Below are 21487 nucleotides of genomic sequence, written 5' to 3' on the forward strand. Positions count from 1 at the left end.
AAGATTTCAACATATACTATTCTAAGCGAAAGGGCGGAGAAAGACAACCCAAAATAAAAATTAGCTAAGAAGCAATGATCAGCCCCTTGTCTGCTTGACAAGGGGCTGATCGCTTTTTCCCAGTACCCACGGCTCTTTTCTTTTCCATTTATTTCAAGGTAAGTTCACACCAGAACGTTTTTAATCATTGGTCAAATGCAGCTTGTCCAGCACATAAAACGCCAGACTCATCAGCATCCCGACCACACAGGCCAAAACCATTCCCTTCAGCTCTACATTTCCCAATTTTAACGTGATTCCCGAAAGACCTGTGATAAAAATCACGGATGTCAGAGTTAGATTTCTCGACTTCCCGTAATCCACCTGGGAATCCACCAAAATCCGGAGGCCGGAAGTTCCGATCATCCCATAGAGCAGGAAAGAGATTCCTCCGATCACCGGACCGGGAATCGTGCTGATCAGCGCCGCCAGTTTGCCAAGAAAGGAAGCACAGATCGAAAGAATTGCCGCTCCGCCGATTACCTGTACGCTGTATACCCGCGTAATCGCCATCACACCAATATTTTCGCCGTAAGTGGTCGTCGGCACCGAGCCCGCACAGCCGGATAACGCCGTGGAAAAGAAATCGGCAAACAGCGTGCGGTGAAGGCCGGGAGATTTCAACAAGTCCTTTTCCACAATCTTGCTGGTGACGACCTGATGGCCGATATGTTCCGATGTGACTAAAAGCAGCGCAGGAAGAATCGTGAGGACCGCCTCAATGTTAAACTTCGGCGCCTGGAAATTCGGAAGCGCGAAGAAGGAAGCCGCCTGCACCTCGGTAAAGTCCAGAATCCCACAAAACGCCGCGGCCACATACCCGGCGATAATCGCAACTAAAATCGGTATGACCGACAGAAAACCACGGAATAAAATCTGCCCTAACACAGCGACGCCCAAGGTGATCAAGAACACAACCACACTGCGCATATCGATCTGATCCGCTAATAGCCCTGCATTATCCGCAGCATTTCCAGCCAGCTCCAGGCCGATCAAAGCGACCACAGGCCCCATCGCCGCGGGAGGAAGCACAATATCAATCCACTTGGTCCCGCATTTTCCGATGATCAAGGCGATCCCCATACCGCACAGTCCCAAAATCACAAAACCCCCCAGCGCATACTGGAATCCGAACTTATCAATCACCAGTGTCGCCGGTGCAATGAAGGCAAAGCTGGATCCCAGGTAAGCCGGAGCTTTCCCCTTGGTGATCAAGATAAACAGCAGCGTCCCCACGCCGTTCATCAGCAAAACAATCGCCGGGTTGATGTGGAACAGGAACGGAACCAATACCGATGCGCCGAACATTGCAAACATGTGCTGAATACTCAGCGGGATCAGCAGTTTCGCAGGAACCTTCTCCTCCACTTGAATCGTACGTCTCTCCATGTGTTACCTCCCTCTCTCTGATATAATCTGGTACACCAAAAGCTAGTGTATCATATCTTTTTTTCCCTGGCAATGCGGATTTTTCTAATAGCCCAAGACAGAGTAATTTGAAGGAGGCGATAAATCCAGTCGAGCAAAAGCGCTGTCAGGAAAGAGCAGAAAAAGACGGCAGGCACGATCACAAAATAATAAAATAGCCGGTCCGTCATGACAGGCACCTTTGTGTTGAGAATCTCATAAAACTTCTGGTCAAAAATCCAGGATACCAGATAGATTCCCAGGGAAATTCGGGAGACGCAGGCCAATACCTTTTTCAAAATTCCCGGCATTCGATTGATTGAAAGACTCTGCAGCCAGGCAAAAAGAAGGGACGCTGAGATCACATTTTCAAATCCGTACCAGTCGGCGTACATGCCCCACTCATATTTTCCGCCTCCGCTCCGATAGATATTAAAAGCAGCGCAGAGCGCCACCCAAAGGCCAAAAAACAAAAGCAAAACATGTTTCCGCTTCCACTGTACGGGGTACTCTTTCAGGTAACAGCCAATAAAGTAATATAGGAGCGGATAGGTATGCAGCCAATAGGCGGGAACAAAATAGCTGGATGTGTTGATGAGACTGGTCAGGCTGGTCAACACAAACAGCGTCAAAATCAAAATCTGCTTCTGCCGCTTTCCCTCCAGATTCCGATAGATTAAATTCAAGAATGGAATCAGGAGAAACAGGCCAATATACATTTCCACATACCAGGCATAGGGAGCGCCGGTAAAATCAATCAAATCCTGGATAGCAGTGTGCCATGTGTAAGGCGTTTCTTTAAAATGAACCACAGCCATACAGCAAAAACTGGCGGCCAGATAGATAAATAGGGTATGGGGGATTCCTTTGTAATAGCGCAGGCTCAGTTTCTTTTCCGACATCAAAAATCCGGTTGTAATTAAAAATAACGGTACGCATACCATAAAAGCGGTACGCATCGCCATCATGAGGTACATACGTTCTCCCTGCACCGGCACTTCGTAAAACTTATTATTCAAAAAGAAATGTACAGAGATGACCCCTAGAACTGCGATACATTTAGTCAAATCAATATTTACATTCCGCTCTCTTTTGCTCACGTATCTCTCCCCCGTAAAATAAAAGGCTGCGTAAAATCGATCTCAGAAAGTCCCCCCCTTTTCAGCGTCTTTTCTGGAACCAATCTCCCGGCAGCCTTTCTACTTCGCACATCTATTCCATAGAATACAGGAAACGATCCTGATAAAAAGAAGACTTCTTCGCAAACTCTGCATCCATCGCCCCCAGATCGCCTCCCAGCTTTTCTAAAAGTGTTTCTTCCTCCGAGAACAAGTTCGTCCCTAAGCCAACCCGATTTCCTTCAATCTCCACTCCGAGTCCTCCCAGTGTGGTCGCCATAAAATCCAGCGTGGTACAGGCACGATTTTTTTCCTGAACGGGCGAAACCGAAGGATTGATGAATACGTCATAAGCGCAGCGAACGTATCCTTCCGGCGTATCGTCACAAAAGTTACTGTCCATGGTCAGATGGTCCCCAACCAGAACAATCATGGTATCGTCTCCGAATTCCTGAGCCTGCACCCACTTGACAAATTCCGCCAACTGGCGGCTGGAACACGCCATTACGTTTGCATACTGATTATCTTCAAATTCATTCTGACACAATTCACAGACATACCCATCCTCAAAATGAGTATCGATTGTGGTCATCGTCAGATTAAACGGCTGTCCCTCCTCTGCCAGCTGCAAAAGTTTTTCTTTGGCTAAATCAAATAACTTGGCATCTTCCATGCCCCAAAAGACATAGTAATCTTCCGGGATTTTTCCTTCTGCTACGGCCCAATCATAATCACAAATTTCATAATTCCCATGCTGAGAAAACCAGTTGCTTGTCCCCCCGAATCCAGCAGACGAACCAGACATAAATACGTTTTGGTATCCATTTTCCTCTAAAATTTCACCGATACTCGTGACCGCTGGCATAAATTGTTCATACAAGCTCATGGAATTTGCCTCAACAGGCGTTAGGAAAGGGAGCCCGCTGGTCTGGCAAAACATCGAGGCGATCGTCCAGCCTGCGCCATAGCAAGGTTGATACCCGCCGACCCCATCCGTGTATGAAAAGTTCACATTTTGCCTAGCCAGCTCCGTCAGTTCCGGAATGCAGTTAAAATCAAAAATCCCACCCTCATCCTTCGATTGGTAGGAGGATTCCATTGATTCCAAGAACACATAAATTAAATTTTTCTTTTTCTCCGGAAACGCTAATGCAATGGAATTGGGATCCACATAATTTTCTTCGATCAGATAGGACTCCTCCGATTGATATTGGATATACTCCACAATTCCCAGCCGATCCACCGCATACCAAAAACCAGCGACCAGTGCGATCAGAGAAAGGAAAGGGAGACCATAAATGCGGAACGGATTTTTCCACATTCCTTTTTTGATCGGAATCCATACAAGAATTGCCAAGCAGGTGGTCAGTCCCAAAGGAATCACCACACAATTCACCAGAACCTGCCGGACATAGCTCCAAGACATTCCATCCATAGGACTGGTAAGCTGAAAAATAATCTGCTCAAACGTTGGCTCATTATAAGCACGATTGACAAAAATCACCGATGCAACCGCCAGAATTCCCAAAAATACGAACAAAAAACAGACACCGGCTAAAATTTGATTCTTTCTCTTTTTCATTACAACCCCGTTTCCCCCTGAATATCACTTCAAAACATGAATCAGTATATCACAATACCGCCGGCGATAGCAACTTCAGAATCCTTTTTGTGACAAAATATACTTTATTTTTTCAATTTTCAACTTTTCATTCTAATTTTTACTGCCCAAGTGTACCAGCTATCTTCTGCAGGCTTCGCCCAACCTTTTCCATGCACAAAAAATCCGCGCCCGCTGCTCTCATTAACAAAAAAAGAAAAGGACTGCCCGGCAAACACGCCAGGCAGCCAACTTACTTCTCACTTTTCCAATACCGTGCCCGTATCTGTTCTCGCTCTGTTTCGTCCAGCTCCACCCATTCAACATAGGGAGTGTGGCAGACCACCATCGGTCTGCCGCACTCATAACAACTGGCTTTCAGATATTTGGACACTACCCGTACTTTGCCGCACTTCGGGCAGATAAATACACGTATCATGATGCTTCCCCCCTATTGCCGGGAGTATTCCCTTCTCTATTATTATACATAAATTTACAAGAAGAGAAAGACTTGCTTTTTCTTTTTTTTTGTAATAAACTGGTTCATAGTTTATATCCGCCGTTTGTGAGGCATGATAAGAAAAACCGAGTATATTACCTGGAGGATTTATGAAAACCATATTAAAACAAATTACGGCAGTGATGGAGGAGGCGTTTGAGGCATGCGGATATGAATCCCGTTTTGCCAAAGTCAGCCTGTCCAACCGCCCAGATTTATGTGAATATCAGTGCAACGGAGCATTGGCAGCTGCCAAGACCTATCATAAAGCGCCGATTCAGATCGCTTCCGCCGTGGCCGAACATCTGCAGGGACATCCGATGTTTTTGGAGGCCGCTGCCGTTGCCCCCGGATTTTTGAACCTAAAGCTTTCCGGCAGCTTTCTGTCCGGGTATCTGAATCAGATGAACCAAGAAGGGCAATTAGGCTGCGAGCCCGCCGGACAGGGAAAAACCGTTGTCATTGACTACGGCGGCCCCAACGTAGCGAAGCCGCTCCACGTCGGACACCTCCGCGCGGCAATCATTGGGGAAAGTTTGAAGCGGATCTACCGTTATAATGGTTATCAGGTCATTGGAGATGTGCATCTTGGAGACTGGGGCCTGCAGATGGGACTGATCATTGAGGAAACGCGGTCTCGCCATCCGGAGCTTCCTTATTTTGACGAGTCCTATACCGGAGAATATCCGTCTGAGCCTCCCTTTACCATCTCCGATCTGGAAGAAATCTATCCTACGGCAAGTGCCAAGGCAAAGGAGGATGAAGTTTTCGCCAAAGCAGCCCATGACGCGACCGTGAAACTGCAAAAAGGAAACCGCGGCTATCAGGCGATTTTCCGCCATATTTTAAAAGTTTCCATCTCGGATTTGAAAAAGAATTATGCTCGTCTGAAAGTGGATTTTGACGTCTGGAAAGGGGAAAGCGATGCGCAGCCCTATATTCCGGACATGATTCAAAAGATGAAGGACGACGGCCTCCTCCATGAAAGCCAGGGAGCCCTGGTGGTCGATGTAAAGGAAGATTCCGACTCCAAGGAAATTCCGCCCTGTATCGTACAGAAATCCGACGGAGCTTCCCTCTATGCCACCACGGATCTGGCCACACTCGTCGAGCGGGAAAAGTTATACCATCCCGATGAGGTTCTCTATGTGGTGGACAAGCGTCAGGATATGCACTTTACCCAGGTGTTCCGCACCGCCCGAAAAGCGGGGATTATCCGTCCGGAGACAAAGCTGACTTTTCTTGGCTTTGGAACGATGAATGGAAAGGACGGCAAGCCCTTCAAGACCCGTGAGGGCGGCGTCATGCGTCTGGAGCATCTGATCAGCGATATCAATGAGGCCGTATACGCCAGAATCATGGAAAACCGTGAAATATCCGAAGAAGAGGCCCGCGGGATTTCTCAGATCATTGGCCTGGCCGCGCTAAAATACGGAGACCTGTCCAACCAGGCTACTAAAGATTATGTCTTTGACGTAGAGCGGTTCACCTCTTTTGAAGGAAATACCGGGCCGTATATTCTCTACACCATGGTCCGGATTAAATCCATCCTGGCGAAATACAAAGCGTCGGAACCCTCCGAAACGCTTCCGGAGACGCTCCGTGCGGCTGAGAGCGGCAGTGAAAAAGATTTGCAGCTTCTCCTGGCCCGTGCCAATGATGTGATCGCGGCGGCCTGCGAGGAAATTGCTCCTCACCGCCTGTGCCAGTATATTTATGAAGTCTCCAATTCCTTTAATAAGTTTTACCATGAGACAAAGATTATTGGTGAAGAGGACCGGGAAAAACAAAATGGCTGGATCGCGCTGCTCTCCGCTACACTGGCGGTTCTGGCCGACTGTATTGGACTTTTGGGATTTGATGCACCGGAAAAGATGTAAGTGCTTTTTAAGAATTTAAACTTTGAAAAAATAGCCGCCTACGCAGAGGTGCGGCTATTTTTTATTGCGCTCCTTCGCCGCTCCATAAAAAGGGCGGGAAGTCCGAACTCCGCTTTGCTCCGTTTGGGCAAAAATATCTGCTTCGCAGCTATTTTTTATTGCGCTCCTCCGTCGCTCCATAAAAAAGGACGGGGAGCCCGAACTCCGCTTTGCTCCGTTTGGGCAAAAATATCTGCTTCGCAGCTATTTTTCATTCCACAGTTTCTTTACTATAGCGTATCCGATCATTCCGATTACGGCTCCCAGTGTGTTTAGGATCATGTCGTCTACGTCGAATTCTCCCAGCAGTGTAACGAGCTGAACGGTTTCTAAAAACAGAGAAAATAGGAATGCTCCCAATACAGTGGGAATCAGGTAGCGGCGCCCGCGGCGCAGCATGGGGACTAGAATACCGAAGGGAAAAAACGCAGTCACATTGTACACCAAATTGGCAAAGGCCAGCTTCGGGATTTTTTCCCAGTGCCGCAAATACAACTGGATCATCCGAAAGGGAGTGTAGTTAGCCGTTTCGGCATGAGCGCGCACGGCATCCACACTCCAGTGAGACAGAATTTCCCTGGTCCTTGCCCCACTGTACTTAAAAATAATCAGATCCACCAAGGCCAGCAGATAAAACAAAAACGCGGCCCATAAAAACCAGTGGAATACTTGCTTCTTTCTTTTTTTCATTCTGCTTCACAGCTCCCGCAAAAACAAACCGGTCTCTTTGGGGTTGGCCGTCTCTGCAATCCGGCGCACCTTGGTGCCCCTAGTCACTGTTTCGGACCATGTCCCGCAGCACCGCACGCTTCCCGCTCTGCCTGAGCGTCCAGCCGGCGGTTTCTCCAATACAAGGTGCAGTCGATCATCACCATCACCAAATCCAGAACATAGAAGGCAACCACATAGGTCACATTTCCCGCTGCAATCTTAGATGCAATCCCGCACAGATATCCCAGCATAATCAAATACATAAAACCAGCGCTGCGGCCTTTTGCCGTACGGGAGCGGATGGATTTCACAATATTAAACGGCCAGGAGCATCCAAAAAGAATCAACATTGCCGTCTCCAAAAATTGTGCCATTTTCCTCTTCTCCTTAGTTTTCCTGCATACTGGACAGTTTCGCTGACTGGTCCGCTGCAATCAGACTGTCCAAAATTTCGAACAGGTCTCCGTCCATGACCGCGTCAATCTTATATAGAGTCAGCTTAATCCGGTGTTCGGTGACACGGCCCTGAGGGAAATTGTAGGTCCGGATTTTCTCCGAACGGTCCCCGGTACCGATCTGGCTGCGCCGCTCCGCGGCTTCGGCATCCTGTTTTTTCTGGCGTTCCAGATCCAAAAGACGGGAGCGCAGCACCTTCAATGCTTTATCCTTATTCTTTAACTGGGATTTTTCATCCTGGCAGGAAATCACAATCCCAGTAGGAAGGTGAGTCAGACGCACGGCAGAGTCTGTCGTATTGACGCATTGGCCTCCGTTTCCGGAAGCGCGGAATACGTCAAACTTGCAGTCGTTCATATCGATCTCCACATCGACCTCTTCCGCCTCCGGCATGACCGCCACCGTACTGGTAGAAGTGTGAATCCGTCCGCCGCTCTCGGTCTCCGGCACCCGCTGGACCCGATGGACTCCGCTCTCATATTTCAATTTGGAATAAGCGCCCTGCCCGCTGATCATAAAGACCGCTTCTTTAAAACCGCCGATGCCGTTCTCATTGACGCTGATCAGCTCCACTTTCCAACGGTTCCGCTCGGCGAACCGGCTGTACATCCGGTAAAGCTCGGCGGAAAACAAAGCCGCCTCATCGCCGCCCGCACCGGCGCGGATTTCCATGATTACGTTTTTATCGTCATTGGGATCCTTCGGCAAAAGCAAGATGCGAATCTCCTGTTCCAACTGTTCCATCTGCTTTTTCGCTTCCGTCAATTCCTCTTTTGCCAAATCCCGCATCTCTTCGTCTTTTTCTTCATCCAGAATCGCCAGACTGTCTTCCGCGTCCCGTTTCGCTTTTTTATAGGCCCGGTAAGCTTCCACTAAAGGCAAAAGATCGTTCTGCTCTTTCATCAGCTTACGAAAACGTTTCGGATCGGACGTTACGTCCGGTGTGGAGAGCTCGGCCTCAAGCTCCTCATAGTGAATCAGAATATCTTCCAATCGATCTAACATGTCCATTCTCCTGTTACCACTCTATCATTTCCTGCCAGATCCGGTATGATCCGCAGGCCAAGATAACCTGCTTTTTTCAGAATTTCCTTCACTGCATCCGCCTGATTCCATCCGATCTCCCAGTAAATCCGTCCTCCGGACGCTAAAAATTCTTTTCCTTCCTCCGCCAGCCTCCGGTAAAAATACAGTCCGTCTTCCCGTCCGTCCAGCGCCATCCTCGGATCAAAATCCCGCACCTCCGGCATCAAGCCAGAAAGCTCCCCGTTGGGAATGTAGGGTGGGTTTGAGACAATCACATCAAATTTTTGAGGCGGCAGGGCTTCGAACAGATCTCCCTGATAAAAAGAAATCTTACACCCATTTTTATCCGCATTCTCTCTCGCCACAGCAAGCGCCGCGCCGGAAAGATCACAGGCCGTCACCTGAAAATGCCCCAGCGCCGCCAAACCCACTGCCAGGCAACCAGAGCCGGTGCACATATCCAAAAGCCGCCTTCCTTTGCCGTCCGGAAAATCTTTCAGCACTTGCTCCGCCAGTACCTCCGTATCCGGCCGGGGCACCAGTACATCCCGGTTTACCCGGAAAGTCAGTCCCAGAAACTCCGTCGTCCCTAAGATATGCTGTAAAGGCACTCTTTTTTCCCTTTTTTCCAGCATTTGTTCAAAGGACCGGACCCACCCCGGATCCGGCTCCTCATTCTGCTCCATCAAATAGCGGCCGCGGTCCATCCCCGACGCCGCCTCCCAAAGGCAAAAGGCATCCCAATCCGCCTCCGGCACGCCGGCACGCCGGAGCCTGGCGGTCCCCGCCGTCAGCCGCTCCCGGCAAGTCACGGCGCGGCCTCCGCAATTTGTTTTTCTTCCGGAAACGCCAGGCCAAATTCCTCCGCCTCATACGCCTTCCAGTCAAACACAGCCTCCACGGCCCGGATCGCCACCTCGATCATGTCGTCCTCCGGCTCCTTGGTGGTTAAACCCTGCAGCCACAGTCCCGGACGGCTCAAAGCATTCACCACACAGTTCTCGCTGCTTCCGGCCAGCCGGATGAATTCATAGGCAACCCCTGCAATAAACGGAACCAAAAGGACACGGCTCAGCATCCGCAGCCAGATATTGTCGATCCGCAGAAACATAAATACAAGGATACTAATCACCATCACTAGCAGCAAAAAACTAGTCCCGCAGCGCTTATGCTCCTTGGAGCTCTTTCGCACATTCTCCACATTCAGAGGCAGGCCATGCTCAATGCAGTTGATACATTTGTGCTCGGCACCGTGGTACATATAGGTCCTCTTGATATCTTTCATCAACGCAATCAGCGCCACATAGGAAATGAAGATCACCATGCGGATCACCCCCTCTAAAAGAGCAATCAAAAAGGAGGAATCCGTCACATGGCGGAATAAATTGGCTGCCGCCACCGGCAGCACCATAAAGATGCCGATCGACAGTGCAATCGCCGCTACCACCGCCACGGTCATCATCAGTTTATCCAGCTGCTCTGCGGTCAGGTGCCGTTCCAGAAAAGATTTTTTCTCCGGCTTTTGCTCCTCTTCCTCGTCATAAAAACTGGCAGAATAGGTCAGACACTTCATTCCGAGCACCAAGGAATCAACGAACCGGAAAATCCCTCTTAGAAACGGAATATCCATCCAACGCCTTCCTTTTGTGATGCCCGGATACTCCTGAATCTCCAGTGCAATTTCCTGGTCCGGTTTCCTCACAGCCACCGCATACTTGTCCCCGTTTTTCATCATAATACCTTCGAGAACCGCTTGGCCGCCAATTCCGGATGATTTCATATTTCGCCCTCCTGCTAACGCGATAACAGAAAAAGGCTGAGGCTTCCGGGAACCCCCAAACCTCAACCTTTCTGCATGTCCAATCATGATCCATCCGCCCGCCTCCGGCAAATCTTTTACGCCGCTGCCGGGCTTCTCCATGATTGCTTTGTAATCCTGGTAAGATCTTAATCGTTCGTAATGCCGTACTTGCGGTTGAATTTGTCGATTCTGCCGCGAGCCGCCGCTGCCTTCTGCTGTCCGGTGTAGTAAGGATGGCATTTGGAGCAAACTTCCACATGGATCTCCTGCTTCGTGGAACCGGTCACGAACTCATTTCCGCAGTTGCAAGTTACCTTTGCCTGATAGTATTTGGGCTGAATGTTTTCCCGCATATCGTTCACCTCTCTATTCCTATTTTAATGGGCGGAGCAGTTGCGCCCTGCCCCTGTTTTTTTACAGACTTCCGCTGTCAAGAAGGACAGCGAAAGATATTATAGCATAGTCCCTTCACAAATGCAAGACTTAGTACCGCATTTTCTGCCGAAAAACTACCGAAAATTTGCCATTTTCCTCCTTATACCGCTCTTCGGCCGGCCTCCGGAAACAGGGGACGGCGCTTTTTTTCCTGTTCAGCCTCATGCCCCTGATTAACCAGCCGGGTATGGCTGAAACGGCAGTGGCAATAATCCTCCATCACCCCGGTTTTGATCAGCACTGTTTCAATGATGAAAAGCGGCACCGCCAGAATTCCAAGCAGTCCGGTGACCAATAGCAAGCCATAGTGGATCCCGTACTGAATCGCGCCGGCCGGTTCGCCGTCCTCCCCCACCACCTCAATGTGCACCGCGCGTTTACCGGGCGTCTGACTTCCCATTGCCCAAGGAAGCGCCACAAAATAGACAGCAGCCAGCGCCAGGAAATACAAAGGCTTGCCAATCAGTGCTCCCAGGCTTCCGAGGCTGACCAGCTGCCCTGCCACAGCAATGAACAAAAACAGCGTGCAGTCGATCACAAAAGCCGTCAGCCGGCGAAATATAGTCACACGCCCGCTGTTTTGGTAGGCCATCTGGTCCACCTGTTCCCGGCTGGGAACAAAAGCGGCAAAGAGAGGGGCCAGGCCATAACCAATCCAGCCGCCGCAGGTATTCAGCATCAGATCATCCACATCAAAAACCCGGTAACTTCCCGGATAGATGCCATAAAGCCCGGTCAACTGCGTCAGTTCCAAAAACAGAGTGAACAGGAAACTGATAGTAATTGTTTTTTTCAGCGAGCACCGGAAATAATAGCGCAGATACACGCCGAACGGGACAAACATCAGCACATTAAACACCACTTGCGTTACCCCGCGTTCCGTCAGCGCCTTGACATACGTTCCAGGATCCGTAATCACCAGGCTTGTCTCCCGCATAAAATCCTGGACAAACTGGAACGGAACCAACTGCATGGTATGAACCGGCTTCACCGAACCGATGGCAGGCAAAGGCAGGATGACCAGAAAATATACCACCATCAAATACAGAATGAACGAATACACGACAATGGTCCGGATCATCGGAATCGAGCCATATTTTTTATACTGCACCAAAATATACGGAATCGTGAACAGTGCGGAAAGAACCGGGAACCAGATCATTGCCGCTTTTAAAGCGATGAACAAATTTGACATTTTACCGCCTCCTCCGATCAGAACAAATTTCTTTATCTGTCCCTATTATAAAAAATCTGAGGAAGGATTGCCTTAACTTTACCTTACATTTCGCTTACTCTTTTGTCACAATACCTGTTATATTAATTTGGCTCCAGCCTATTGCTCCGCTATCCCGGTTAATTTAAAGCCCTAAAAGCGGATTTTTTTTGCCATCTGAACGAATTCCCGATTGTTTTTCGTCCGGGCGAAGAGATCTAAAATATGCTCGACGGCTTCCTCGGATTTCATCCCATTGAGGGCCTTTCTCAAAATATAAACCGCCTCATACTCTTCCCTGCTTAAAAGAAGGTCATCTCTTCGGGTGCCGGATTTCATCAAATCGATTGCAGGGAAGATTCTCTTTTCCGACAGCTTCCGGTCCAGAACCAGTTCCATATTGCCGGTCCCCTTGAATTCCTCGAAGACCACGTCGTCCATCCGGCTTCCTGTATCCACAAGAGCCGTGGCCAGAACGGTTAAACTTCCGCCTTCCCTCATATTTCGGGCGGCGCCGAAGAACCGTTTCGGCATATGCAGGGCCGCCGGATCCAGGCCGCCGGATAAAGTCCGGCCGCTGGGCGCCACCGTCAGGTTATAAGCGCGCGCCAGCCGCGTAATGCTGTCCAGCAGAATGATAACGTCCCTGCCGTGCTCCACTAAGCGTTTTGCGCGGCCCAGCACCATCTCGGAAACCCGCTTATGATGCTCTGGCAGCTCGTCAAAAGTGGAATAGATCACTTCCACATTTTCTCCGGTGATGGATTCTTTCATATCCGTCACTTCCTCCGGCCGCTCATCAATCAGCAAAATGATCAGGTGCATCTCCGGGTGATTCATCGTAATCGCCTTTGCCACCTGCTTCAACAGAGTTGTTTTTCCTGCCTTGGGCGGTGAAACGATCATACCGCGCTGCCCTTTTCCGATCGGGCAGAGCAAATCCACCACCCGCATCGGCAGCTTGCCGCCGAGGGTTTCCAGATGAAGCCGGGAATTGGGGAATATCGGCGTCAGATCCTCAAAATTCTTCCGTTTCTCCGCCACCGAAGGATGCTCCCCATTGATCGACTTCACAAAGAGCAGGGCCGCAAATTTTTCTTGTCCGGTTTTAATCCGGATCGAACCGCTGATGATGTCCCCGGTTTTCATATTGAACCGGCGGATTTGAGAAGGGGATACATAGATATCATTTTCACCGGGCAGATAATTTTCGCAGCGGATAAACCCAAAGCCGTCCGGCATCACTTCAAGAATTCCATTGGCCGACTCTCCGCTGTCCAGCACGCTGATATCATCGATAGCCGCAGGGCGAGGGTAGGTCTCCTCCTCCGCTCTGGAAGCATAGGCCTCGCTGCGGGAAAAGGTTCCGCTGGATTCGGATTGGGCGCCATATCCCTCCCCTTCCCCGCGGGAACCGTATCTTGCGCTCTCGTTCCGGGAACCGTTTCCTTCATTATCACTGCGGAAATTATTTCTTCCGTTTTCTCCGCGCGGAACGTATCCTTCATTTTCGCTGCGGGAATTATTGTAGCGGGAACCGCTCCCTTCGTTTTCTGTGCGGTTATTGTTTCTTCCGCTTTCATATCGGGAGGACGCGGACTCGCTTTCGTTGTGAGAAGAATTTCTCCCGTTGTCATAGCGGGAGGAATTTCCCTCATTTTCACTGCGGGAATTTCCTCTTGCATTTTCATTGCGGGAACTGTAATTTCCGTTTTCGCTCCGCTGCGATCCCGCGTGGCCTCTCTGCTGGGATGGTTCGAAATGCCGCGTGGAACGCCCGGATGATCCGGCTGCATTCTGAGGGCGGCGCACCATCCGCATGGAATTCTGCGTCCTTGCCGTATTCTGGCCTGCGTTTTGCGCAGCCGACGAAGCTGCATTCTGTCCCGCCGGGGCAGAACCGCCGGCAGAAGGCGCCGGTCCGGCAGCGGATTCCTTTGGCCTGCGCTCTGCGTCGGAGCGCGTCAAAGCCTCTGCCAGATCGTTCTTGCGAAGTCCGCTGACGCCTTTCAGCCCCCTCCCCTTCGCAAGCTCCCGCAGCTCCGCCAACGATTTTTCCAGATAATTTTCCTGCATATATTAAGCTCCTCTAATTTGATAATATTTCGGGGGAAAGAAATTCAGAATGCTTTGAATCTTTTCTCATTAGGTTAGATCTACACTAGAACATAATATTATCTTAGCACATCCTCGAAAAAATAGGAAGATCTTTTTTAAGCTACAAGCAGCGCAGCGGAATCTCGCTTGTGCGCTGCGGACAGCACAGCCCGCCATCCCACTTCCACCATTCCTAACCTATTTTTTAAGATTTTCTTGATTTCGCCCAAAGAAATTGCTATGATGTATCCAAACGTTGTATTACACCTAGAAAGAAGGAAAAGAACAGCTATGACTTTGGATGAAAAAGCCCTTGCACTGCACGAACAATGGAAAGGAAAATTAGACACTACTGCAAAATTGAAAGTAGATTCCCGCGAGGCCATGTCTCTGGCCTACACCCCCGGCGTCGCCGAACCCTGCCGCGTGATTGCCCGCGACCCGGAATCCGTTTATCGATACACCATCAAACAAAATACCATTGCAGTTGTCTCTGACGGAAGCGCTGTGCTTGGACTCGGAAACATCGGCGCAGCCGCCTCCATCCCGGTTATGGAAGGCAAATGCGTACTCTTCAAAGAATTTGGCGGAGTCAACGCCTTTCCCATCTGTCTGGATACCCAGGACGTGGACGAGATTGTCGAGACCGTCGTTCGGATCGCCCCGGTCTTTGGCGGAATCAACCTGGAAGATATTGCGGCCCCCCGCTGTTTTGAAATCGAGGAGAGGCTGAAAGAACGCCTGGATATCCCAGTGTTCCATGATGACCAGCATGGTACCGCGATTGTCGTCCTGGCCGGCGTCATCAACAGCCTGCGCATCACCGGAAAGAAAAAAGAAGACTGCCGGATCGTCGTCAACGGCGCCGGATCCGCAGGCGTGGCCATCACCAAGCTGCTGCTTCGCTACGGTTTTGCCCATATTACCATGTGCGATAAGAGCGGAATCCTGCACAAGGGAGCGGAAGGGCTAAACTGGATGCAGGAAAAAATGATGGAAGTCACCAATCTGGAAGGCAAGACCGGCACGCTGGCGGACGCCATGAAAGGCGCGGACATATTGATCGGTGTCTCCGCCCCCGGCATTGTGACGAAAGAAATGGTACAAACCATGAATAGGGACGCCGTCATCTTTGCCATGGCCAATCCGATTCCGGAAATCATGCCCGATGAGGCAAAGGCGGGCGGAGCCCGGATCATCGGCACCGGCCGGAGCGATTTTCCGAACCAGGTCAATAACGTTGTGATTTTCCCGGGTATCTTCAAAGGCGCCCTGGAGGGCAGAGCGACCGCGATTACCGAAGAGATGAAACTGGCTGCCGCCGAGGCGATCGCAAGCCTGGTTCCGGATGAAAAACTGTCGGATGATTTTATTCTTCCGGAGGCATTTGATCCCCAAGTATCCGAGATCGTAAGCCAAGCCGTCAAACGCTACATTTAGAAGGAGAGCCGCCATGCTTTCAGATCCCTTGACTTTGTATAAGCTGATGATCTTATACCTGTTGAAACAGGCTAAGTTTCCATTGTCCAACTCTCAGCTTTCCGAGTTTTTTCTGGAAAAAGAGTACACCACATATTTTACTCTCCAGGAAGCGCTGAACGATCTTTTAGAGGCTCATTTGATGACCCAGGAAGTGATCCGCAATAGTTCCCGCTATGAAATCACACGGGAAGGCGAGGAGACCCTGGTCTATTTCGGCAACAGTATCTCGGAAGGCATCATCGAGGACATGGATAAGTTTTTAAAGGAAAATAAAATCCGCCTGCGCAATGAGGTGGGCATCGTGGCCGATTACTACAAGTCCACCGCAGGGGATTTCATGGTGGAGTGCGAAGTCCGCGAAGGAAAAAGCACCTTGATCAAGCTGGAGCTGGCTGTACCCAGCGAGGATCAGGCCGAGCTGATGTGCGACCGGTGGCAGGAAGCGAATCAGACGATTTATGCGTTTCTGATGAAGGAGCTGCTGAAAGAGTAGAATGCGGGCGGCGATTTTTTGTGTTTTGTCCAAGTGTACCGATCTTTAACCAGGGTTCTAATCGCTGGAAAGGAACTCTCAGAAATAAAAAAACCGGAGATTTTGCCGCCTTGCAAAAAGGCGGACAAAATCTCCGGTTTTGAATTTTCCGTATGTAGGCTGCTGAACTCCGCCGAAGGGAAAGCTCCTCCTTATGGAGGAAAGCCGCTCGCATCAAATCAGCGGTGCAAAAATCCGCAGAAGTTTCTGCACCAGCCGGATCATCGTGCCGTGTTTGATGGTATCCAGCGTCAGAGCCGTACTGTGTCTGTAAGTATCCTCAATATCCGCTTTAATCTGCGCAAGGCACGGCGTGTCGTAAAGAAGAATCCCACATTCAAAATGGTGATAAAGGCTCCGATAATCCAAATTCACGGTGCCGACCGTCGCCAGTTTTCCATCACAGAAAAACACCTTCGCATGAAGAAAACCCGGCTGATAACAGTAGATCTTTACGCCCTGCCGCATCAAATGCGGAAAATAGGACTCCGCCACCCAGCCGATAATCTTGTGGTCCGATACGGCCGGAATGATCAAACGCACATCCACGCCGCGCTTGGCGGCAAGGCAGAGAGCGGTTACCAGCTGATCATCCAGCACCACATAAGGGTTTAAGATCTCCAACGATTCCTGGGCGCCGTGAATCATATTCAGATAGACATTCTCCCCCACATTCTCATCGTCCAACGGGGAGTCGCTGTAGGGCTGCACAACCCCCTTTCCCGTAAAAGGCTCCGGATGATAGGTGTGGGGAAGGTACTGCTCAAAATGTTCATCGGTAGGGCGGATCCCGTTCCACATTGACAGAAACATCACGGTCAGACCCCAGACGCCTTCCCCGCGAAGCAGAATCACATTGTCCTTCCAATAGCCGTATTCGCTGGTTACGTTGATATACTCATCTCCCAGATTAATCCCGCCGGAAAAACCGGTGTGTCCATCGATAACCAGAATCTTCCTGTGATCCCTGTGGTTCATCACCACCGACAAGAACGGAACAAAACGGTTGAAGGCTTCGCAGCGGATGCCTTCCTGTTCCATCTGTTCCCGGTACGCAAAGGGCAGATAGGTCAGGCTTCCGACATCATCATAGATAACCCGCACATCCAGCCCGGCTTCTGCCTTTTCTTTCAGAATTTCATGGACCTTTCCCCACATCTCCCCTTCCCGGATGATAAAATACTCCAGAAAAATGAAGTGTTCCGCTTTTCTTAGTTCCTCCAGCATGGTCGGAAATCCAGCCTCGCCCGACGGGAAATATTCCGCTTCCGTGTCCTCAAACGGCACGTATCCGGCGATCTGCTGCAAATACCGCATCTGGCCCGCCGCAATTTTGTTTTCCTTCGCCGTCCGGTTCAAAATTTCATGGCCAGAAGGAACGAGAGGGCGCACCCGGTCCGCCGCCGCTTCCAGTTTTGTGCGCAGCCCCTTTGTCGGTTTTCTCTGATAAAATAGCAGATACATCAGACCGCCCAACAGAGGGAACAGCAGGATCGGGACAGTCCAAGCCAGCTTCGAATCAGAATTCATATCCGTGCTGACCAACTGAATCACCGCAGCTACGCTGATCAGTTTTAAAATCAGATTCGCAATCATCGAATAATCCGTCAACCGGTACATGAAAACCAAGAACCAGGCCGCCTGCAAAGCGATCAGGCATCCGACAATTAAAATTCGCGAAAAAATTTTATTCAGAACCTTTTTCATTTTTCCACCTCGCTAGGGCTAGTATAGCGGATTCTGTTTTATTTTGCAAGAAAAAAGGAGCGGTATCCTCGGTGGATCCGCCCCATTTTCATTCAGTTATCTGTTAATTCTGATAATCCGATTTGAGCCCCAATGTAACGCTGAGCTCCTTCTCGACGTACTGTCCTTTTTCCAGGCGCTGTACCGTAATGGTTACCGTCGTGCCGCCGGAATAGTAGGCCAGCTGCTTATTCAAGTCATCGTAGGTAGAAATCTTCTCGCCTTCAAATCCGGTGATAATATCCTGTGTCTGGAGACCGCCCTCCGCCGCCGGGCTTCCTTCCTCCACGGAGTAAACCAGGACGCCGCTGGGAATTCCATAGGCAGACGTATAATTGCTGGAAAGGTCTTTCAGCTGTACTCCCAGGTAGGGATACTGATCATCCGATACCTTCTGGCGAGGCTCCTTGGCAGATAGCTCTTCAATGATATCCTTCGCTTTGGAGATCGGAATCGCAAAGCCCATTCCCTCTACCTCATTGTCCGAATACTTCGCCACATTGATGCCGATCAGTTTGCCGTTCATATCGATCAGGGCGCCGCCGCTGTTGCCGGGGTTGATCGCCGCATCGGTCTGAAGCAGATTCAGCGAAGATCCGTCGCTCATCTGGATCTCACGGTCAACGGCGCTGATGACGCCGGTGCTGACCGACTGGCCAAGCCCAAGTGCATTTCCGATGGCAATGACTCCCTGGCCAAGACGCAGGGCATCCGAATCTCCCAGTTCCATCTTCGTGATGGAATTTTTCGTTTCCTCGCTCAAGGAATCCATGGATACGCCGACCACAGCCAGATCGTTTTCGGAGTCAGTACCCTTAATATAGGCGTCCACCGTGGTGCCGTCATTAAATGTCACTTTCAGGGACTCGGAATCCGCCACCACATGGTTGTTGGTCACAATCCAAAGCTCTGTGCCGTTATCCCCGATGATGATGCCGGAACCTGCTCCGGTCACTTCTTTCTGACCGCCGTTCTGGCCGTAAAAATAGCCGTAATAGTCGCTGTAGTTATTGTAAATAATCGTGCTGGTGATGGCGACGACCGAAGGCATACTGGCTTCCACCACATCGGAAGCATCCGTCACGGTTGCCTGGCCGCTGCCATTGCTCTTGACCTGGCCGGTGGGAATTGCAGATTCTGCCGCCGGGGTTTCCGGGCTCTTTGTGCTCCCCGCCTCCGTCGTTGTGCCCTGGGCTACTTGCGGTCCTTCGTCTCCGCCCATCAGACGGCCGATCCCCCAGGCTGCCCCGCCAATAATCGCACAGACTAAAACAATGCCCACCGGGATGCCGATGATTTTCCCCCAAGGTTTTTTCTTCTTCGGTTTTTTCGGAGGCTGACCGCCGCCGTAGGCCTGACCGTTCCGATAAGGGTTCTGATAAGATTGGCCATTGTAAGGCTGGCCGTTGTCATTCCCGTTTTGATTCTGATAAGAATAAGCCGTAGTATGGGAGGTACTGTCGCTGGTATAGGTTTTCTCCCCGCTCTGATAACGGTAGATCCCCTCCCCTTGATAATCGGCTCCGGCGGAAGTTCCGCCTTGTGTATTGTCCTGCATACGCCCGGCATCCTGACGCGGTACGTAAGGATGCACCGTCTCATTGTCGTGATTCTGCTGGTTGTCATTTTCCCACTGTTCGCTCATATCTGTCACTCCTTCCAAGGATATCTTGTACGTTCACGGGCAATGCCCGCCCCTGGTAAGCATTGAAATTTTTCTCTGCTTTTTAGGGGATCTGATTCAGGTACCGGAAAAGCCTGCCTCGCTCTTCCTTATTGTTTATGGTTCGAGTTTAGCAGGCTTTTGTGATGAATTTGTGTAAAGTCAGTTAAAAAACCTTGAAGAGTTCCCCGGAAGTTCTGTTTTACGAAATTCCGAAATTGACAGCGAAACGTTTTCTATTTATGGGACTGACGGTACTCATCAATATAATCGCTGATTTCCTGAACCGTCTTGGTAGGCTGATAATCCGTGGTTCCGTACAGGAACTCATGCAGCTTAGTGACATTGTCCGTCAGATGGTAATAGTAGACGTAGGCAGGCCCTTTGTCCTCTTGATCCCGATACATATTGTCAAAAGGAATCCGCGTCTTCTCGCCCATTGTATAATCATTGACATCCAGTACCAGTCCCAAAATATCCGACAGAGTAAGGTTCGTGGAAATGCCGGGTACAATCGTCTCAACAATATCCTGGAGCTGGCCCACGCTCAGCGTTTTCGCCTTTGCCATCATAGCTGAGATCACATCCTGCTGGCGTTCTGCACGGGTCAGATCGTGGTGTCCGACGCTTCGGATACGGGCAAAGGTCAATGCCTGCACCCCATCCAGGTGATACATCAGATTTCCGTCTTCCTTCACCTGGTCCGACTCATAGCCGTCGTTCACGTCTACCTTTTCCGAATCCAGGCCGGTTACATCGATTACTTCTCCAATGTACTGATTCAAAGCTTTTACCTCCGCAGAGGAAAGCTCCAAATCCAAACCGTCCATCATATTGATCGTATCCGCCACGGCCTTCCAGTTCACCGTCACATACTGATCGATGGTCAGATCCAGATTCCGGTTGACCGTCTGAATTGCTTCCTTTACCCCATGCTGGCTATAAATATCCGTCAGTTTTCCGTGTTTTCCTTCCGTCGTCTCGAAGAAAGAATCACGGAGAACAGATACCAGCTTCACTTCCTTCGTCTCATTGTTGATGCAGGCAATGATGTCCGTATCCGCATTGGCGCCTGCCGAGGTCAAATTCGTGTTGCTTCGGGAATCTACGCCAAAAAGCAGGATTGTCGTAAACTTTTCCTTTGCCTGCTTCACTGAGTCGGGAATATTCTCATTGGTCTGAATTTCCTCTTTCTTAAAATCTGTGGGTTTATCTACCTTGTCCCAAAGATTTTTTACGTAGAAAAAGCCAAAGGCCACCGCCGCTACGATCAGCAGCAGAACCACTTCTACGACAACAAGAATAATCCTCTTTCTCCGTTTTTTCTTCTTAGCCATTTCGCGGCGTTCCCGTGTGTTTTTCCTGTTCGGATCATCCCGGTACGGCTGGCCGCCCTCTTCTTCTCCCGGATATACCCGACGGGCGCGGGAACTTCCATTATAAGAGCTATCGGTACGGGAGCTGCGGGTGCGGCTGTCTTTACTGCCATAGGAGTCATTGCCGCGGGAATTGCGCGGGCGAGGATCGTCGGTGCGGGGACGTCTCGGCTTGTCGCCGCGATACCGTTCATCTCGATTTCCCATGAATATCTCTTCCTCTCTTTATTCGTATCGTTCCAAATAACATCTCCTATCATACTCGATTTTTTGGGAAAGTTCAATCCGATTTTTCTTAAGAAAATCATACAAATGCCGTTTTAGAATAAAGGTAGGCGTGAAAAAACCAGTTAATTTGAATTTTTTG

General features: G+C 50.1%; 18 protein-coding genes. 3 read left to right on the forward strand and 15 right to left on the reverse strand.

What is annotated here, in order from left to right:
- Positions 1–180 precede the first annotated feature (180 nt).
- The 4 genes from uraA to MUB23_RS17875 all read right to left on the reverse strand — a co-directional run bounded on the left by uraA (position 181) and on the right by MUB23_RS17875 (position 4603).
- Positions 181–1428, reverse strand: a complete 1248-nt coding sequence (gene uraA, locus MUB23_RS17860) for a uracil permease (protein WP_244802116.1) — start codon at positions 1426–1428, stop codon at positions 181–183.
- Positions 1429–1478: 50 nt separating this feature from the next.
- Entirely contained in the window at positions 1479–2546 is a 1068-nt protein-coding gene (locus tag MUB23_RS17865; RefSeq protein WP_244802117.1) for an acyltransferase, read from the reverse strand.
- A 112-nt stretch (positions 2547–2658) separates the two neighbouring features.
- Positions 2659–4146 (reverse strand): LTA synthase family protein, encoded by a 1488-nt coding sequence (locus MUB23_RS17870; RefSeq protein WP_244802118.1) that lies wholly within the window; start codon positions 4144–4146, stop codon positions 2659–2661.
- Positions 4147–4417: 271 nt separating this feature from the next.
- A complete protein-coding gene (locus tag MUB23_RS17875; RefSeq protein ID WP_244802119.1) occupies positions 4418–4603 on the reverse strand; it encodes a DNA-directed RNA polymerase subunit M in 186 nt (61 codons plus the stop codon).
- Positions 4604–4773: 170 nt separating this feature from the next.
- On the opposite strand from MUB23_RS17875, the gene argS reads away from it, so the two are divergent.
- A complete protein-coding gene (gene argS / locus MUB23_RS17880) occupies positions 4774–6543 on the forward strand; it encodes an arginine--tRNA ligase (RefSeq protein WP_244802120.1) in 1770 nt (589 codons plus the stop codon).
- 243 nt (positions 6544–6786) lie between these two features.
- Here argS and MUB23_RS17885 read toward each other — a convergent pair whose 3' ends face one another.
- The 8 genes from MUB23_RS17885 to rho all read right to left on the reverse strand — a co-directional run bounded on the left by MUB23_RS17885 (position 6787) and on the right by rho (position 14300).
- Positions 6787–7272, reverse strand: coding sequence for a VanZ family protein (locus MUB23_RS17885; protein ID WP_244802121.1), 486 nt, complete (start codon positions 7270–7272; stop codon positions 6787–6789).
- A gap of 83 nt (positions 7273–7355) precedes the next feature.
- Entirely contained in the window at positions 7356–7667 is a 312-nt protein-coding gene (locus MUB23_RS17890) for a hypothetical protein (protein WP_244802122.1), read from the reverse strand.
- Between the two features lie 13 nt (positions 7668–7680).
- Positions 7681–8754 carry a peptide chain release factor 1 gene (prfA, locus tag MUB23_RS17895; RefSeq protein ID WP_244802123.1) on the reverse strand — a complete coding sequence of 358 codons (1074 nt, stop codon included), beginning with the start codon at positions 8752–8754 and terminating at the stop codon, positions 7681–7683.
- Positions 8748–9587, reverse strand: coding sequence for a peptide chain release factor N(5)-glutamine methyltransferase (gene prmC / locus MUB23_RS17900; RefSeq protein WP_244802124.1), 840 nt, complete (start codon positions 9585–9587; stop codon positions 8748–8750). The genes prfA and prmC overlap by 7 nt, the downstream gene beginning before the upstream one ends.
- Positions 9584–10555: a DUF1385 domain-containing protein gene (locus MUB23_RS17905; protein ID WP_244802125.1), complete on the reverse strand. Its 972-nt coding sequence runs from the start codon at positions 10553–10555 to the stop codon at positions 9584–9586. Before MUB23_RS17905 ends, prmC begins: the two co-directional genes overlap by 4 nt.
- A gap of 167 nt (positions 10556–10722) precedes the next feature.
- On the reverse strand, positions 10723–10929 hold the full coding sequence (gene rpmE / locus MUB23_RS17910) for a 50S ribosomal protein L31 (protein WP_244802126.1): 207 nt from the start codon (positions 10927–10929) through the stop codon (positions 10723–10725).
- Positions 10930–11111: 182 nt separating this feature from the next.
- Complete coding sequence (locus tag MUB23_RS17915; protein WP_244802127.1) at positions 11112–12206, reverse strand: VanZ family protein; 1095 nt, start codon at positions 12204–12206, stop codon at positions 11112–11114.
- A gap of 171 nt (positions 12207–12377) precedes the next feature.
- The gene (gene rho, locus MUB23_RS17920; RefSeq protein WP_244802128.1) at positions 12378–14300 is read right to left on the reverse strand and encodes a transcription termination factor Rho; all 1923 of its coding nucleotides are present in this window, start codon (positions 14298–14300) and stop codon (positions 12378–12380) included.
- Between the two features lie 312 nt (positions 14301–14612).
- On the opposite strand from rho, the gene MUB23_RS17925 reads away from it, so the two are divergent.
- A complete protein-coding gene (locus tag MUB23_RS17925; RefSeq protein ID WP_244802129.1) occupies positions 14613–15761 on the forward strand; it encodes an NAD(P)-dependent malic enzyme in 1149 nt (382 codons plus the stop codon).
- Positions 15762–15774: 13 nt separating this feature from the next.
- Positions 15775–16296 carry a DUF4364 family protein gene (locus MUB23_RS17930; protein WP_244802130.1) on the forward strand — a complete coding sequence of 174 codons (522 nt, stop codon included), beginning with the start codon at positions 15775–15777 and terminating at the stop codon, positions 16294–16296.
- A 213-nt stretch (positions 16297–16509) separates the two neighbouring features.
- Here MUB23_RS17930 and cls read toward each other — a convergent pair whose 3' ends face one another.
- The 3 genes from cls to MUB23_RS17945 form a co-directional block, all read right to left on the reverse strand.
- Positions 16510–18042: a cardiolipin synthase gene (gene cls, locus MUB23_RS17935; protein WP_244802131.1), complete on the reverse strand. Its 1533-nt coding sequence runs from the start codon at positions 18040–18042 to the stop codon at positions 16510–16512.
- A 103-nt stretch (positions 18043–18145) separates the two neighbouring features.
- Positions 18146–19726 (reverse strand): S1C family serine protease, encoded by a 1581-nt coding sequence (locus MUB23_RS17940; protein WP_244802132.1) that lies wholly within the window; start codon positions 19724–19726, stop codon positions 18146–18148.
- Between the two features lie 254 nt (positions 19727–19980).
- On the reverse strand, positions 19981–21327 hold the full coding sequence (locus MUB23_RS17945; RefSeq protein ID WP_244802133.1) for an LCP family protein: 1347 nt from the start codon (positions 21325–21327) through the stop codon (positions 19981–19983).
- Positions 21328–21487 lie beyond the last annotated feature (160 nt).

The sequence above is a fragment of the Cuneatibacter sp. NSJ-177 genome (assembly GCF_022867805.1).
GTDB lineage: Bacteria > Bacillota > Clostridia > Lachnospirales > Lachnospiraceae > Pseudolachnospira.

What these genes read in the sequence shown, in the direction of transcription:
- uraA (WP_244802116.1), bottom strand. Translation starts at nt 1,428, where the DNA reads ATGGAGAGACGTACGATTCAAGTGGAGGAGAAGGTTCCTGCGAAACTG.
- MUB23_RS17870 (WP_244802118.1), bottom strand. Translation starts at nt 4,146, where the DNA reads ATGAAAAAGAGAAAGAATCAAATTTTAGCCGGTGTCTGTTTTTTGTTC.
- MUB23_RS17875 (WP_244802119.1), bottom strand. Translation starts at nt 4,603, where the DNA reads ATGATACGTGTATTTATCTGCCCGAAGTGCGGCAAAGTACGGGTAGTG.
- argS (WP_244802120.1), top strand. Translation starts at nt 4,774, where the DNA reads ATGAAAACCATATTAAAACAAATTACGGCAGTGATGGAGGAGGCGTTT.
- MUB23_RS17885 (WP_244802121.1), bottom strand. Translation starts at nt 7,272, where the DNA reads ATGAAAAAAAGAAAGAAGCAAGTATTCCACTGGTTTTTATGGGCCGCG.
- MUB23_RS17890 (WP_244802122.1), bottom strand. Translation starts at nt 7,667, where the DNA reads ATGGCACAATTTTTGGAGACGGCAATGTTGATTCTTTTTGGATGCTCC.
- prfA (WP_244802123.1), bottom strand. Translation starts at nt 8,754, where the DNA reads ATGTTAGATCGATTGGAAGATATTCTGATTCACTATGAGGAGCTTGAG.
- MUB23_RS17905 (WP_244802125.1), bottom strand. Translation starts at nt 10,555, where the DNA reads ATGAAATCATCCGGAATTGGCGGCCAAGCGGTTCTCGAAGGTATTATG.
- rpmE (WP_244802126.1), bottom strand. Translation starts at nt 10,929, where the DNA reads ATGCGGGAAAACATTCAGCCCAAATACTATCAGGCAAAGGTAACTTGC.
- MUB23_RS17915 (WP_244802127.1), bottom strand. Translation starts at nt 12,206, where the DNA reads ATGTCAAATTTGTTCATCGCTTTAAAAGCGGCAATGATCTGGTTCCCG.
- rho (WP_244802128.1), bottom strand. Translation starts at nt 14,300, where the DNA reads ATGCAGGAAAATTATCTGGAAAAATCGTTGGCGGAGCTGCGGGAGCTT.
- MUB23_RS17925 (WP_244802129.1), top strand. Translation starts at nt 14,613, where the DNA reads ATGACTTTGGATGAAAAAGCCCTTGCACTGCACGAACAATGGAAAGGA.
- MUB23_RS17930 (WP_244802130.1), top strand. Translation starts at nt 15,775, where the DNA reads ATGCTTTCAGATCCCTTGACTTTGTATAAGCTGATGATCTTATACCTG.
- cls (WP_244802131.1), bottom strand. Translation starts at nt 18,042, where the DNA reads ATGAAAAAGGTTCTGAATAAAATTTTTTCGCGAATTTTAATTGTCGGA.
- MUB23_RS17940 (WP_244802132.1), bottom strand. Translation starts at nt 19,726, where the DNA reads ATGAGCGAACAGTGGGAAAATGACAACCAGCAGAATCACGACAATGAG.
- MUB23_RS17945 (WP_244802133.1), bottom strand. Translation starts at nt 21,327, where the DNA reads ATGGGAAATCGAGATGAACGGTATCGCGGCGACAAGCCGAGACGTCCC.